The following is a 14,125-nucleotide window of genomic DNA, read 5'->3' on the forward strand; positions in this document are numbered from 1 at the left end:
CGTGCTAGGCTGCCCGCCGTGCCCGCTGCGGCCCGCATGAAAGGAAAGCTGTCTCGTGACCCGCCGTTCCTCGCCCACCCTCGACGGCTTCCTCATCGTCTGCCCGATCCTGTCGGCCTGCGCCGTGCTCTACGGTCTGTTCCGCCAGCACATCTTCACCATCGACAGCCTCTACTACCTCTGGGACGCCGAATTCGCCGACTGGCCCACCTTGCTGCACCCGCACCACCTGGCGCTCGAACCCCTGCTGCGCGCCTGGTACCGGCTGTGGCAATGGTTCGGCTGGCCCGGCCGGGCGGTCCTGCCCCTGCAGGCCTTCAACGTCGTGGTGACCGTGGCCACGCTCGGCCTGATGTGGCGCCTGCTCGCGCGTCTCACCGGCGCCCGGCCGCTCCCGCTCGCGCTGTGGACCACGCTGCTGGCTACCCTCTATCTGACCTGGTATCACGCCACCCAGGCCGAGGGCGTCCCGCTCTTCGCCTTCTTCGGCACGGCCTGTCTCACCTGGGCCACCGAACTACCTCGTGACGACCGTGCCGCCGGCGTGACGAAACGCCATGCCCTGGGTCTGGCCGCCACCATGGTCGGCAGCGTCCTGGTCCACCAGTCGCTGGTGCTCTGGACCCCGCTGCTGGCCTGGATGCTCGCGCGCGAGGCCGAACCCGGGCGCCGGCTGCGCCTGGGCGCCATCTGCCTGGCCGCGGCCGGCGGCACGGTCATGGCCTGCTACCTGGTGGCGGGCGCCGTGGCCACGGGCGGCGTCGTGCCGGGAGAACTCGCCCGCTGGGTCACCGGCTACAGCGAGGAGTTCTCCGGCCAGTGCGGGTCGCTGCAGCTGCTCTTCTCGCGGGACGTGCCGCGCGGGCTGGGCTCCGCGCTCCTGACGGGCATGCCGCTCAAGGAATACGCCTTCGCCGGCCGGCCGGCCGACGCCCGGCTCATGCTGCTTTTGGCGCCCTTCCTGCTGCTGGCCCTCCTGCTGGGGCTCGGTCTGCTGGGTGTGCTGCCGGCCTGGGCCCGCCGCGGCGGCCGCGAGCGACGGGCGCTGCTCAACGTGCTCCTGTTGACCGTCCTGGGCTTCCTGTTCGCCGGCTGGTGGGAACCCTCGAACCGCAAGTTCTGGGCGCCGGTCCTGCCCGGACTGGTGGCGCTGGCGGCGCTGGGCTGGACCGCCTGGCGGGGTCGCGGCGCCCGGCTGGCACCCGTGCTCCTGGGCCTGGTGCTCGCCGCCACGGTGGCCTACAACCTGGTGGGTGGGATCCTGCCCCGGCACCATGAGAACGACGCGCACCAGCCCTTGCTGGTCTTCCTGGCGCGCCATGTCGGGCCCGACGATGCCGTGGTGCTGCGCGAGGATCGGGTGTGGCAATGCGCCATCTACTTCCGCGCCGGACAGACGGTCCACGGCATTCCCGGGCCGCGATCCGATCGCGATGATGCCGACCACACCGTCTGGCGGGCCGCCGTGGCCGACGCCCGGCGCGCCCTCCTCGCCGGGTCCGACCTCTACGTGGCCGACGAGGAATGGCCCGCACTCCAGGCAACGCTGGAGCCGGAACTGGGCCCGCTGTCCGGACCGGAGCCGGTGCTGGAATTCAGCGATGCGGACCTGCCCGATGACAGGCAGGTCCTGCAGCGCGTGCGGCTGGAGGCACGCTAGCCGAGCTGGGTCCTGAGCACCTCGTCGACCGAGTCCAGCGCCTGCTGCAGCGCCGCCGCGTCGGGCAGCCCCGCCTGGGCCGTGTTGGGTCGGCCGCCGCCGCGCCCGCCGACCCGCGTGGCCAGGTCCTTGACCAGGTTGCCCGCATGCAGCGTCTTGGCCAGCACCAGGTCGTTGGTGAGGGTCACCAGCAACGTGGCCTTGCCTTCCCATTCGGCCCCCAGCACCACCACGCCGTGCGCACCCAGCTTGTCGCGCACATGGTCGCCGAGCTGGAGCAGGGCTTCGCGGTCCTCGGCCGGCACGTGGGCCACCACGAGCTGGACGTCGCCGATTTGACGCGGCGCCGCCAGCGTGTCCTCGAGCCCGGCCTGGGCCGAGGCCTGCTGGGCCCGCTGGAGTTCCTTGCGGAGCTGGTTCAGCTCGTGGCGCAAGGTCTCCACCTGGTCGGCGTAGGGTCCGCCTTCGCGGCGCAGGACGTCGGCGAGGGCGTGGACCTGGTCGCGGTCGGCAAGGTCCAGCGCCAGTGCCGCCTCTCCGGCTACCGCCTCGATGCGCCGCACCCCCGCGGCCACCGAGCCCTCGCTGGTGATGCGGAAGGCGCCCACGTCGCCGGTGGCGTCGCAGTGGGTGCCGCCGCAGAGCTCGAGCGAGTAGGTGTCGCCGTCCTCCTGACCCAGCGCCGTGGCGACCACGGGTCCGCCGGGGATCTCGATCATGCGCACGCGGTCGCCGTACTTCTCGCCGAAGAGCGCCATGGCGCCGGCGGCCTTGGCCTCATTCAGCGGCACATCGTCACGCCGCAGGACCGGCTGGTTGTCCAGCACCGCGCGGCCGACCAGGTCCTCCACCGCGGCGATCTCGGCGCGGGTCAGCGGCTGGTCGTGGCGGAAATCGAAGCGCAGCCGGTCGGGCGTGACCTCGCTGCCCGCCTGCTCGACGTGGTCGCCGAGAACGCGGCGCAGCGCAGCGTGGACCAGGTGCGTGGCGGTGTGATGGCGCATGGTGGGCAGGCGGCGGCTCGTGTCCACGGCGAGCAAAACCGGACCAGCGGCTCGCAGCAGCGCGGCGATGTCGTTCGCCTCGCCGCGGACCACCAGCGCCGGGCCTTCCTCGGACTTGAGCGTGGTGAGCACCGTCAGTTCCTGGCCACCGGCCAGACGGACCGTGCCCGTGTCGCCGATCTGGCCGCCGCCCTCGGGATAGAACGGGGTCTCGGCGCAGAGCAGATGCGCGAGCGGGCCCTCCTCGTCCCGGCCCCCTACCCGCACGGCCAGCACCTCGCTCTCGCCGTCGAGCTCGTCGTAGCCGGTGAAAAGGCTGCGCAGCACGGCGCCCTCGCGCAGCGGCTGCCAGGCGCCGATCCCCTGCATGAAGACGCGCTCCTTGCCGCTCTGGGCGCGCTGACGGTCCATGCATTCCTGGAAGCCCCACTCGTCCACCGTGAAGCCGTCCTCCTCGGCCATCACCGCGGTGAGGTCGACAGGGAAGCCGTAGGTGTCGTGGAGTTTGAAGGCCTCGTCGCCGGTCACCTCGGTGCGGCCCTCGCCCTTCATCTGCTCGCGGATGTCGCCGTAGATCTTCAGGCCCGCGGCGAGGGTGCGCAGGAAGCGCTCCTCCTCCTGGCGGATCACCTGCAGCACACGGTCGCGGCGCTCGCGCAGCTCGGGGTAGGCGTCGCCCATCTCGTCGACCACCACGTCGGCCACGCGGTAGAGGAAGGGTTCCTCCAGGCCCAGCAGGTGGCCGTGGCGCGCGGCGCGGCGCAGGATGCGGCGGACCACGTAGCCGCGGCCCTCGTTGCTGGGCGTGGCGCCGTCGGCGATGGTGAAGGCCACCGCGCGGGCGTGGTCGGCGATGACCTGCATGCTGATCAGGTCCTCGCCCACGGGCCGGCGGCCGCTGAGCTCGGCGGCCGCCCCGACGAGCTTCTGGAAGAGGTCGGTCTGGTAGTTGCTCTGGACGCCCTGCAGCACCGCGGCCAGGCGCTCGAGGCCGAGGCCGGTGTCGACGCTCTTCATGGGCAGCGGGTGCAGCTTGCCGTCCCGGTCGCGGTCGAACTCCATGAAGACGTGGTTCCAGAGCTCGAGCCAGCGGTCGCAGTCGCAGACGCCGAGCGCGCAGCCGTCGCGATGGTCGCAGGCCATCTGCGCGCCCTGGTCGTAATGGATCTCGGCGCAGGGGCCGCAGGGGCCGGTGTCGGCCATGGACCAGAAGTTCTCCTCGTCGCCCTGCTCGATGTCGCCGAGGCGGACGATGCGCTCGGCCGGGATCTGGAGCTGGTCCTTGAAGACGCCGTAGGCCTCGTCGTCGTCCTTGTAGACCGAGTACCAGAGGCGGTCCGGATCCAGGCCCATATCGCGGACCAGGAAGTCGTAGCCCCAGCGCAGCGACTCGGCCTTGTAGTAGTCGCCGAAGCTCCAGTTGCCGAGCATCTCGAAGAAGGTGTGGTGACGCGCGTCCTTGCCCACTTCCTCCAGGTCGTTGTGCTTGCCGCTGACGCGCATGCACTTCTGGACGCTGGCCGCGCGCTTGTAGTCGCGGGTCTCCAGGCCGAGGAACACGCCCTTGAACTGGTTCATGCCGGCGTTGGTGAAGAGCAGGGTGGGGTCGTCCTGTGGCACCAGGGTGCTGGAAGCCACCACGGTATGACCGTGCTCGGCGAAGAACTCCAGAAAACGGGCGCGGATCTCGCTGATCTTCAAGGGCAACGACCTCTGGTCGGGGTTCCGGGGGCGCGGCCCGCGGGGCGTGGGCCGTCCTGAGCTCCGGAAGTCTAATGACGGCCGGGGCGGTGGTCAACCCGGGCGGCGGCGGCGTTCCGGCCGGCCGCGGCGGTCGCAAGGGCGGCTGGGAGCCTCTGAAGCGGCTCCGCTTGTGCAAATCCACGTTAAACACCAGCTTTGAGCGTCCGATAAAATGATGGACCAGGACACTCGTTGTGCTCAAGCGACATGGACGTCCAGCGATGCGCCACCTCTTGCACGTGCTCGTCTCCCTCGCCATGTGGGGCCTCTTCGGCTACTACTGGCGTGTCGTGCTGGGCCGCGAGATCGGCCCGGGCACCGTGCGCGCCATGCTCTTGCTGGTGTCCCTGGTCCTGATCGGCCTCGCGGTCACCATCCTCTGGGTGGGCCACAACCTCCGCCTCGCCCGCAAGTTCGAGGGGCGGCGATGCGGCGCGCGCCAGGTCCCCGACCCCGAGCTCGCCCGGGACACCCTCGGCCGCGCCATCGCCCAGCCCGGCCTCGCCACGCTGCGCGCGGCCCGGGTCATCGACATCGATGCCGACGAGGAGACCAAGACCTACACCACGGCCGGCGGGGAGGCGGCGCCGTGAGCCTCTACGATCTGGTCGTCTCCTTCGAGAACACCTGGTTCTACGCGGCGTTGCTGGTGTATTTCGCCTGGTATCCCATCGCCTCCAGCGCCATGTGGATCTACACGGCCATCCTCTTCTACCGCCGGCGCGAGTACGGCGACCGCGAAGGGCGCACCGACTTCTACCTGCTCTCGCGCCACCCGCGGGTCAGCTTCGTGATCCCGGCCTTCAACGAGGAGGCCAACATCGTCGAGACCCTGAGCGGCGTCCTGGCAGTGGATTACCCGGACTTCGAGGTGGTCGTGGTCGACGACTGCTCGAGCGACGGCACGCTGGCGCTCCTGCAGCCGTTCGCCGACCGCGGCCGGATCCGCCTGGTGCGCAAGCGCGTCAACGAGGGCAAGGCCATGGCGCTCAACGACGCCATCCCGGTCTGCACCGGCGAACTGCTCCTGATCATGGACGCCGACGCCATCCCCCACCCCGACATCCTCAAGATGATGGTGCCGCACTTCGCCTCGCCACGCGTGGCCGGCGTCACCGGCAACCCGCGGGTGGTCAACCGCGACAGCTTCATGGCCAAGCTGCAGGCCATCGAATTCGCCAGCATCATCTCGCTCATGCGCCGCGCCCAGCGCGTGTGGGGCCGGATCATGACCATGTCGGGCGTGGTCGGCATCTTCCGGCGCGAGGCGCTGCAGGACGTGGGCTACTACAGCCCCGAGATGGCCACCGAGGACATCGACATCACCTGGCGGCTGCAGATCCGGCACTGGGACATCCGCTACGAATCGCGGGCGGTGATGTGGATGCGCGTGCCCCAGTCGCTGCAGGGGCTGTGGCGCCAGCGCCGCCGCTGGGCGCTGGGCCTGAGCCAGGTCCTGCACCGGCACTGGCGTACGGTCATCCGCTGGGAGCACCGCCGCTTCTGGCCGGTGCTGCTGGAGGCCAACCTCTCGGTGGCCTGGGCTTACGCCTACGTGCTCCTGAGCATGGTCTGGATCACCAGCTACGCCCTGGGCTACCCGCCGGTGGGCGCCAGCCCCATCCCCAACTTCTGGGGCATGCTCATCGCCACGGTGTGCGTGGGGCAATTGATCACCGGCGTGGTGCTCGATCGCGGCTACGACGCCAAGCTGCCGCGGTACTTCGTGACCGCCGTCTTCTATCCGCTGGTCTACTGGATCCTCATGGCCGTGATCACCGTGACCACCCACCCGCAGGGTGTGGGCGTCAACCGGCAGAAGCGGCAGTTCACCCTCTGGAAACCGGTGAGGGAGTGATGGTGCGCGCCTGGATCCCCATCGTCGTCCTCTTGCTGAGCGCCCCGGTCGTCGTGGCCCAGTCCGGCTCGGCCATCGACACCGAGGCCGCGCTGGCCAGCGTGGACCTGGCCCGCACGGCCGCGAGCAAGGACCGCCACGAGGAGGCGTCCCGCAGCTACCTCGACGCGCTGAACAACGACGCCCGCCTGGTGGGCACCGTGGTCGACGAGCTGGCCTACCAGAAGCTGTGGCGCGACGACGCCGAGAAGGCCATCTTCTACTTCCGCCGCTACCTCGCGCGCCATCCCGGCGAAACCAACCGCGACGCGCGCAAGGGCCTGGCCATGGCCTACAGCTGGAGCGGTCGGCAGCCCCAGGCCATCGCGCTCTACCGCGAGCTGGTGGCCGAGGATCCCGACGACCTGGGCTCGCAGCTGGGCCTGGGCCGCGCCCTCGTCTGGGACAACCGCTACGCCGAGGGCTACCGGGTGCTGCGCCCGCTGGAGACCGACCACCGCGGCACCGGCGCTAGCCGCGGCGCCTCGCAGTTCCTGCTCCTGGTGCTCGACGAGTACGACCCGAACCTGGACCTGCGCTGGGACTCGAGCCGCGACAGCGACGACCTGGACATCGACCGCCTCGCCGCGCGCGGCCGCACCAACCTGGGCAACGTGCTTGTGGAGGCCGGCGCCGGCTTCGGCTGGTACCGCCAGCCCGGCCAGCCCCGCGTCACCGCCCCGCGCCTGCAGATCGGCTGCATCGCGCCGCTGTCTCACCGCTGGACGCTGCACGCCTACAGCTGGCTCGACCGTTTCCGCAGCGACGGCGACATCGACCCCGACGGCGAGCTCGACTGGACCCGCCTCAGCGGCGACGCCTGGCTCACCTTCCTGGCGACCCCGCGCCTGCGCCTCGACCTGGGCGCGAGCAGCCTGCCGGTGGAGACCATGCCGGCGTTCGCCAAGCACCTGCACCACGAGATGGTGGGCCTGTCGGCCGACTACCGCCTGCTGCGTCACTGGCAGCTCTCGGCCGCCGGCCAGCGCGCCGACTTCAGCGACGGCAACGTGCGCCGCCGCGGCTACGGCCACCTCATGTGGAAGCGGTCCGGCACCTGGGAGCTGCGAGCCGGCCCCACGTTCACCTACATGGACCACGACCTGGCCTACCCCGGCGGCTACTGGTCGCCCGACTGGGTGCGCAACCTGAGCCTGGCCGCCGGCCTGGTCCACCGCTGGCACCGGGTAGCGCTGCACCTCGACGGCAGCCTCGGCCAGGAGAAGGAACTGGGCTCGGACGCGCTCACGGTCGGCGGCTTCGCCGGCCGCCTCGCCTGGCGCGTATCGGCGCGCTGGCTGGTCACCGCCGGCGGCGGCTACTCGCGCAGCCGCTTCTCCAGCGCCAGCGGCTACAGCCGCACCGCCATCCACCTCAACGTGCGCGCGCTCTTCTGACATGCGGTGGCGGCCCGGCAGGCGCACGCGCTCCTGGCTGCTGGCCGGCCTGCTCGCCGCAACGGTCGCAGGCCTGCTCACCGTCCGTAGCCACCTCACGGCCGGCCCCGCCGAGCACAGCCCCGGCTACCACCTCGACCCCACCGATCTCGCCGCCCACCAGCTGGGCGAGCTCGGTCCCGGCGTGCGGGTCCTCTGCTACCACTACTTCCGTCGCGATGTCGACGCCGGCTACCTCGCCCGCGTCGTCGCCGCCGTGCTCCTCGGCATGCCCACCCTGGGACCGCAGGAATTCTGGACCACGCCCATCGGCCAGTTCGAACGCCACCTGCGCTACTTCCGCCAGGCCGGCATCCCGGTGCTGACCCTCGACGACATCGCCGCCAGCCATCGCCGCGGCGAGGCGCTCCCCGACCCCGCGGTGGTCCTGACCATCGACGACGCCGACCGCAGCGTGCACGAGCTGGCCTGGCCGCTGTTGCAGGAGTACGGCGTCCGCGCCCACCTCTTCGTGCCCACCGGTCGAGTCGATAGGGACTGGAGCGGCATCCGGGTGTGCTCCTGGGCCGACCTGCGCGAGATGGCCGATTCGGGCACCATCATCCTCGGCTCGCATACCCACGACCTGCACTTCAAGGTCATGACCGACCGCGGCCGCCAGCCGGTCTTCTGGAATCCCGACCGTCTGGAACCGGCCCGCCTCGACGACTTGCGCCGCCACCTCGCCACGCTACCCGGGGTAGCTGTCGACCCCCAGACGATGGACGATCCTGTCGGCGCCGATCTCCTGCTCAGCCGCCGCCTCATCCAGCGCCACGGTGGCCAGCCCTGCCGCTGGCTCGCCTGGCCCTACGGCTTCGGTCACGGCGACCTCGACAGCCTGGCGGCAGCGCTCGGATTCGAGGGTACCTTGAGCCTGAGACCGGTCACGGTGACTGCGGCCAGCCCCACCTGGCACCTCGGCCGCTTCACCCTCACGGCCAAGACCACCCCCCGGGATCTGGCCGACCTCTTCGCCAGCACGGAGCCCTGACATGTCCAGCCAGGACGATCTGCCCATCCAGCCAGGCCTCGTCATCCCCGGTGACGAGCTGCTGATCACCACCAGCCGCTCCTCCGGGCCCGGTGGCCAGCACGTCAATACGTCCGACACCCGGGTCCAGCTGCGCTGGAACGTGCCGGCGAGCCGGGTCCTCGGCGAGGAGCAGCGCGCGCGCCTCTTGACCATGCTCGCCGCACGCCTGACCCGCGACGGCGACCTCCTGGTGGCCTGCGAGACCCACCGCAGCCAGCACCGCAACCGCGAGGAGGCCCGCGCCAGGCTCGCCGCCATGGTGCGCGCCGCGCTCCATCGTCCCCGCACCCGCCGGGCCACCCGGACCCCACGGTCGGCCCGCGAGAACCGGCTCAAGAGCAAGCGCCAGCGCGCCGAGGTCAAGCGGCGGCGCCAGCGTCCCAGCGAGGATTGATTCAGCTCAGCAGGAAGACCCCGAACATCACCAGCCAGACCAGGTCCAGGAAATGCCAGTACTGCGCGGTGGTGGTGAGCGCCAGCGCATCCAGGTCCGGCACCAGGGGCCGCCGCCACGATCGGCGCAGCAGCACCCCTACCGCCGCCAGGCCGCCGAGCACGTGGAGCGCGTGCAGCAGCACGAGGAAGAACACGAAGCCCAGCAGCGGATTGCCCTGGGCGCTGGCGGCGGGGTGGGCGGCGATGAGCTGACCGAGCGCCGGCACCTGCAGGCAGAAGAAGAGCACGGCGGCCAGTGCGGCGGCCCGCAAGAGGACCCGGGCCGGACCGACCGCCAGGCGCCGCAGCCGCTTGGCGGCGCTCTCCAGCAGGATCCCCGCGGCGATCAGCGCCACGGTGCTCGCCCAGAGCAGGCGGGGCACGGTCACGGTGACCGCATCGCCCAGACGCATCCTGGTGACGATATAGCCGAGGAGGCTCGCCGCGAAGAGCACGGTGAGCGACAGGAGGAAGAAGCGCATGCCCAGGGTCGCCGGACTGCCGCGTGTCAATTCCTTGCCCGTGTTCATGGCGACTCCTGTCGATGAAGGCCCGCGGTGACGTAGGGCACGAAGCGGTCGTCGAGGAAATGGTGCCACGTGCTCTCGACCACCTCGGCCCAGCCGTCGTGGATCTCGCCCGCGGCGTGGACGGCCAGCGTGAGGACCGTGCCGCCCTCCGTGTCCGCCGCGAGCGTGTAGGTGGTGACCATGGTGATGGCGTGTCCCGCCAGGCCGAGCGGTCCTTCCAGCCGCAGCGTCCGGCCCCGCTCGGCGTGGGTGACCGTGGCGTGGACCACCCCGTCGCCGCTCTCGTCGAAGATCTCGAGGAAGCGGCCCCCGGGCCGGGCCTCGATCTCCAGCCGGTACGGATCGCCGCTCATGGAGTGGTCCCACCAGCCGGAGATGTCCCCGGTCAGCGCTTCGTACATCTCCTCGGGCGTTCCGGGCAGCGCCACCTCGAACGAGAACGCGAAGGACCCGGTGGGGACCGACTGGCCGGCCAGGGCCGCCCCGGCCGCCAGCACCACGAGCATGAGGGTGATCCGGAACGTCAAGCGCGCGCCTCCTCGCCCACGGCGAGCAACGACTTGCCGAAGGCCTTGATGACGAAGACGGGGCACGGCGCGTGCCGCACCACCTTCTCGGTGACGCTGCCCAGGAAGAACCGGCGGAACCCGGTCAGGCCGTGGGTGGCGATGAAGACGAGGTCGCTGGCATGCTCGGCGGCGAAGTCGCAGATGACCTGGGCCGGGTTGCCCTCCAGCACGTGCAGGGCGGCGGGCACGTCGGGCGCCTCGGCCACGGCCAGGGCGGCGAGCTGGTCGCGGCAACGCACGGGGAGGTCGGGGTCGACCACGAACGCGGTATCCACGCCGGCGGCGTAGAACGATGGATGCACGGGCAGGTCCACCACGTGCAAGAGATGCAGGTTGAGCTGTTCCTGACGGGCGAGGATCGCCGCCTTGCGCACCGCGCGCCGGCAGAAGTCGGAGAAGTCCACCGGGACCAAAAGGTCGGTCATGGTGGCCAGGAGTCGGGGCTGGATGCTCTCGCGGACGGTGATCACCGGACACTCGGCGTGGCGCACCACGTCCACCGCCACCCGGCCCACCAGCGAGGCGGCCAGCGCGCCGCGCTCGTGGGTGCCCAGGACGATGAGGTCGGCATCGATCTCGGCGGCGTGCTCGAGGATGGCCGGGGCAGCCTTGAAGGCCCGCCGTTGTTCCTCCACGATGGTCACGCCCTCGCCGGCAGGGGTGGTGCGGAGCTGATGCAGGAGGTCGGGATCGGCGTGCTGGGCGCCCGGCGGCGTGTCCACGTGCAAGAGATGGAGGATGGCCCCGGAGCGTCGGGCGAGGTCGGCGGCCTGGGCCAGGGCCTGATCGGCACAGCGGGTGTGGTCGGTGGGGACCAGGATGGTCTTCAGGCGCAGCATGGCCCCTCCTTTCCGCGGTCGCGGCGTGCGGCCGTCACCCCCAAGAAAAGAAGGACCCGACGCGGCGGCAACTACCCGGCGAACACCTGGACACGGCGCTGCCGCGGGCCGTCGAACTCGCAGAACCAGACGGTCTGCCAGGTGCCCAGGACCAGGCGGCCGCCGCGCACCGGCAGGAGCTGGCTGCAGCCCACCAGCGAGCTCTTGAGGTGGGCCGCGCTGTTGCCCTCGGCGTGGCGGTCGGCGGGGTCGGACCACGGCGCGAGCTGGTCGAGGCGGCGCAGGAGGTCGCGGACCACGTCGGGGTCGGCACCCTCGTTGACGGTGACCGCGGCGGTGGTGTGCGGGACGTGGACGAGGACGGTGCCGTCGGTGACGCCGAGCGCCGCCGCGGCCGCGGCGACGTCCCGGGTGATGTCGATCAGCTGGTCGTGGGCGGTGGTGCGCAGGTCGAGGGTCTGCATGGCGTCTCCTCGGGTTGGTTCAGGGTGAGGCCACCGCCCCGGCCCGGCTAGAGGTCGAAATACATGGTGAACTCGTAAGGATGCGGACGCTGGTTGATGCGCCCGATCTCGTCGCGCTTGATCTCGAGCCAGCGCCGGATCAGCGACTCCGGGAACACCTCGCCGTGCAACAGGAACTGGTGGTCGGCCTCCAGCGCGTCCAGCGCATCGTCGAGGCTGCGTGGCAAAAACTCGGCGTCCTTGCGCGAGTCCTGGCTCGGGGCGTCGGCGGGCTGCCAGCCGCGCTCGATGGGATCGATCTCGTTGAGGATCCCGTCGAGGCCGGCCATGAGGATGGCGGCGGCGCAGAGGTAGGGATTGCCGGTGAAGTCGGGCGGACGGTACTCGATGCGGCGCAGCTGGGGATCGTTGACGTAGCTGGGGATGCGGATCGCGGCGCCGCGGTTGCTGCGGCCGAAGGTGCGCACCGTGGGCGCCTCGTAGCCCGGCACCAGGCGCTTGTAGCTGTTGGTGCTGGGGTTGGTGAAGGCGCAGAGCGCGTCGGCGTGGGCCAGGATCCCGCCCACGTAGTGGAGCGCCAGCGGCGAGAGGCAGGCGTAGCCCGCGGGGTCGTTGAAGACGTTCTCACCGTCCAGGGTCAGGAACTGGTGCAGGTGGAAGCCGTTGCCCGCGTTCTCGTGGAGCGGCTTGGGCATGAAGGTCACGCGCAGGCCGTGGCGGTGGGCGGCGTTGTGCAGGATGTACTTGGTCAGCACCGCGTGGTCGCCGGTGGTCAGGAGGTCGGCGAACCAGCCCTCGATCTCGTGCTGGCCGTGGGCGCCCACCTCGTGGTGGTGGTAGCGCACCGGGATGCCGAACGCCTTCATCAGCCGGCAGACCTCGTCGCGGAAGTCGTCGTGCAGGTCGAAGGGGTTGCACGCGTGGTAGGCGTTGCCGTGGAAGCGCTCGTTGCTCTGCACCGAGAAGAAGCTGTCGGCGGTGTTGGAGGCGAACTCGGCCTCCTCGAAGATGTAGAACTCGTACTCGGGTCCCCAGTGCGAGGTGTCGGCCAGGCCGGTGGCCGCCAGGACCCGCTCGGCCTTGCGCGCGATGTGGCGACCGTCCTGGTGAAACGGCGTGCGCTGGTCGTCGGTGAGGTGCGCCGAGGCGAACATGTGCAGCGTGGGGCGCTCGCGGAAGGGGTCGATCACCGCGGTGGCGAGGTCCGGGATCAGCACCATGTCGCTGTTCTCGACCTTCAGGAACCCGTAGCTCGAGCCATCGAAGCCGATGCCCTCGGTGCAGCTATCGGGAGTGAAGCGGTCGAACGGCAAGGAGATGTGATGCAGGCGGCCGTTGAGGTCGAGCGACTTGAGGTCGACGAACTCGATCCCCTTGGCGGCGGCTTCCTGACGGACCTGGGCGAACTTCTCGGGCACCATGGACGGGACCTCGCTGCGTGAAACAGGACGAATCCAGGCCGACGATGGCGTCGGCGGCGTGCCCGACCAAATATAGGCGGCGCCCCGCGGCAACGGAAATCCGATGTTCGTTCGGATGCGACCGGCTCAGGCAGGCACCAGGTCGGCCAGCGCCCGGTCCAGCTCGCCCAGCTCCCAGCGGAAGCCGTGGGCCTTGAGCTGGTTGGGCACGGCGCGCTGGCTGTGCAGCAGCAGCTGGGAGCGGCCGCCGAGGAGAAGTCGCAGCGCCCAGGCCGGGGCGGGCAGCCGCGCCGACTTGCCCACGGCCGCCGCCAGCGCCCGGGCGAACTCGATCTGCTGCGGCGGATCGGGAGTGGTGAGGTTCAGCGAGCCGCGGACCGCCGGCGTGTCCAGGGCGAACAGCATGGCCCGCACCACGTCGCGGATGTGGATCCAGGGGAAGTACTGGCGGCCGCTGCCGAGCGGTCCACCCAGGCCGCGCCGGAAGGCCGGGAGCATCTTCTGCAGCGCTCCGCCGTCCCGGCTGAGGATCACCCCGAAGCGCAGGCATACCACCCGGCAGGTCTCGTGCTCGGCCCGCTGGGCGTTGCGCTCCCACTCGTAGCAGAGCATGGCCAGGTGGTCCTGCCCCGGCTCGGCGTCCTCGGCCAGGGCGCGCGCGCCGCCATCGCCGTAGTAGCCGGTGGCCGAGGCGCTCAGCAGCACGCACGGGCGGTCGCTGTCGCGCAGCACGTCGGCGAGGTGGCTGGTGGGCCGCAGGCGGCTGCGCCGCAGCTGACGCCGCTTGCCCCGGGTCCAGAACCCGTCGGCCACGCTCTCACCCGCCAGGTTGATCACCGCGTCGGCGGTGAGCGCCCGGTCGAGCCAGGGGCCGGCCACCGCGGGGTCGGCCTCGAGCAGCTCGACCTCGTCGCGGAGCCGCATGCCCGCGCTGGCGGGATCGCGCGTCACCACCACGACCTCGTCGCCACGGGCCAGCAATTCGGGAATCAGCGCCCGGCCGATCAGGCCGGTGCCACCAGTGAACAGGACCTGCATGGAGCCTCCTTCGCCTGGCCACAGTAACCCCGCCACGGGCGGCTGTCCACCGG

At 71.0% G+C, this 14,125-nt stretch carries 13 protein-coding genes; 6 read left to right on the plus strand and 7 right to left on the minus strand.

Features of this window, described 5'->3' with window-relative positions:
- The first annotated feature begins 55 nt into the window (after nucleotides 1-55).
- Nucleotides 56-1,660: a hypothetical protein gene (locus tag IFSED24_RS07305; RefSeq protein WP_491334558.1), complete on the plus strand. Its 1,605-nt coding sequence runs from the start codon at nucleotides 56-58 to the stop codon at nucleotides 1,658-1,660.
- Here IFSED24_RS07305 and alaS read toward each other — a convergent pair.
- Nucleotides 1,657-4,365, minus strand: coding sequence for an alanine--tRNA ligase (gene alaS / locus IFSED24_RS07310; RefSeq protein ID WP_491334559.1), 2,709 nt, complete (start codon nucleotides 4,363-4,365; stop codon nucleotides 1,657-1,659). The genes IFSED24_RS07305 and alaS overlap by 4 nt on opposite strands.
- 263 nt (nucleotides 4,366-4,628) lie before the next feature.
- Here alaS and IFSED24_RS07315 point away from each other — a divergent pair, with 263 nt between their 5' ends.
- The 5 genes from IFSED24_RS07315 to arfB are packed head-to-tail and all read left to right on the plus strand — an operon-like array spanning nucleotide 4,629 to nucleotide 9,170.
- Complete coding sequence (locus IFSED24_RS07315; RefSeq protein WP_491334560.1) at nucleotides 4,629-5,000, plus strand: hypothetical protein; 372 nt, start codon at nucleotides 4,629-4,631, stop codon at nucleotides 4,998-5,000.
- Nucleotides 4,997-6,265 carry a glycosyltransferase gene (locus tag IFSED24_RS07320; RefSeq protein ID WP_491334561.1) on the plus strand — a complete coding sequence of 423 codons (1,269 nt, stop codon included), beginning with the start codon at nucleotides 4,997-4,999 and terminating at the stop codon, nucleotides 6,263-6,265. Before IFSED24_RS07315 ends, IFSED24_RS07320 begins: the two co-directional genes overlap by 4 nt.
- A gap of 2 nt (nucleotides 6,266-6,267) precedes the next feature.
- Entirely contained in the window at nucleotides 6,268-7,701 is a 1,434-nt protein-coding gene (locus IFSED24_RS07325) for a tetratricopeptide repeat protein (protein ID WP_491334562.1), read from the plus strand.
- Nucleotide 7,702: 1 nt separating this feature from the next.
- Nucleotides 7,703-8,734: a polysaccharide deacetylase family protein gene (locus tag IFSED24_RS07330; RefSeq protein ID WP_491334563.1), complete on the plus strand. Its 1,032-nt coding sequence runs from the start codon at nucleotides 7,703-7,705 to the stop codon at nucleotides 8,732-8,734.
- Between the two features lies 1 nt (nucleotide 8,735).
- A complete protein-coding gene (gene arfB, locus IFSED24_RS07335) occupies nucleotides 8,736-9,170 on the plus strand; it encodes an alternative ribosome rescue aminoacyl-tRNA hydrolase ArfB (protein ID WP_491334564.1) in 435 nt (144 codons plus the stop codon).
- Between the two features lies 1 nt (nucleotide 9,171).
- Here arfB and IFSED24_RS07340 read toward each other — a convergent pair whose 3' ends face one another.
- The 6 genes from IFSED24_RS07340 to IFSED24_RS07365 form a co-directional block, all read right to left on the minus strand.
- On the minus strand, nucleotides 9,172-9,741 hold the full coding sequence (locus IFSED24_RS07340) for a cytochrome c oxidase subunit 3 (RefSeq protein WP_491334565.1): 570 nt from the start codon (nucleotides 9,739-9,741) through the stop codon (nucleotides 9,172-9,174).
- Nucleotides 9,738-10,268 (minus strand): SRPBCC family protein, encoded by a 531-nt coding sequence (locus tag IFSED24_RS07345; protein WP_491334566.1) that lies wholly within the window; start codon nucleotides 10,266-10,268, stop codon nucleotides 9,738-9,740. The genes IFSED24_RS07340 and IFSED24_RS07345 overlap by 4 nt, the downstream gene beginning before the upstream one ends.
- Entirely contained in the window at nucleotides 10,265-11,149 is an 885-nt protein-coding gene (locus IFSED24_RS07350) for a universal stress protein (protein WP_491334567.1), read from the minus strand. Before IFSED24_RS07350 ends, IFSED24_RS07345 begins: the two co-directional genes overlap by 4 nt.
- Nucleotides 11,150-11,220: 71 nt before the next feature.
- Nucleotides 11,221-11,613, minus strand: a complete 393-nt coding sequence (locus tag IFSED24_RS07355; RefSeq protein WP_491334568.1) for a secondary thiamine-phosphate synthase enzyme YjbQ — start codon at nucleotides 11,611-11,613, stop codon at nucleotides 11,221-11,223.
- A gap of 47 nt (nucleotides 11,614-11,660) precedes the next feature.
- On the minus strand, nucleotides 11,661-13,034 hold the full coding sequence (gene glnA / locus IFSED24_RS07360; protein ID WP_491334569.1) for a type I glutamate--ammonia ligase: 1,374 nt from the start codon (nucleotides 13,032-13,034) through the stop codon (nucleotides 11,661-11,663).
- A gap of 126 nt (nucleotides 13,035-13,160) precedes the next feature.
- Complete coding sequence (locus IFSED24_RS07365; RefSeq protein WP_491334570.1) at nucleotides 13,161-14,072, minus strand: TIGR01777 family oxidoreductase; 912 nt, start codon at nucleotides 14,070-14,072, stop codon at nucleotides 13,161-13,163.
- Between the last annotated feature and the right edge of the window lie 53 nt (nucleotides 14,073-14,125).

Source organism: Candidatus Latescibacter sp. IFSED24 (assembly GCF_058273205.1).

What these genes read in the sequence shown, in the direction of transcription:
- IFSED24_RS07315 (WP_491334560.1), top strand. Translation starts at nt 4,629, where the DNA reads ATGCGCCACCTCTTGCACGTGCTCGTCTCCCTCGCCATGTGGGGCCTC.
- IFSED24_RS07330 (WP_491334563.1), top strand. Translation starts at nt 7,703, where the DNA reads ATGCGGTGGCGGCCCGGCAGGCGCACGCGCTCCTGGCTGCTGGCCGGC.
- arfB (WP_491334564.1), top strand. Translation starts at nt 8,736, where the DNA reads ATGTCCAGCCAGGACGATCTGCCCATCCAGCCAGGCCTCGTCATCCCC.
- IFSED24_RS07340 (WP_491334565.1), bottom strand. Translation starts at nt 9,741, where the DNA reads ATGAACACGGGCAAGGAATTGACACGCGGCAGTCCGGCGACCCTGGGC.
- IFSED24_RS07350 (WP_491334567.1), bottom strand. Translation starts at nt 11,149, where the DNA reads ATGCTGCGCCTGAAGACCATCCTGGTCCCCACCGACCACACCCGCTGT.
- IFSED24_RS07355 (WP_491334568.1), bottom strand. Translation starts at nt 11,613, where the DNA reads ATGCAGACCCTCGACCTGCGCACCACCGCCCACGACCAGCTGATCGAC.
- glnA (WP_491334569.1), bottom strand. Translation starts at nt 13,034, where the DNA reads ATGGTGCCCGAGAAGTTCGCCCAGGTCCGTCAGGAAGCCGCCGCCAAG.
- IFSED24_RS07365 (WP_491334570.1), bottom strand. Translation starts at nt 14,072, where the DNA reads ATGCAGGTCCTGTTCACTGGTGGCACCGGCCTGATCGGCCGGGCGCTG.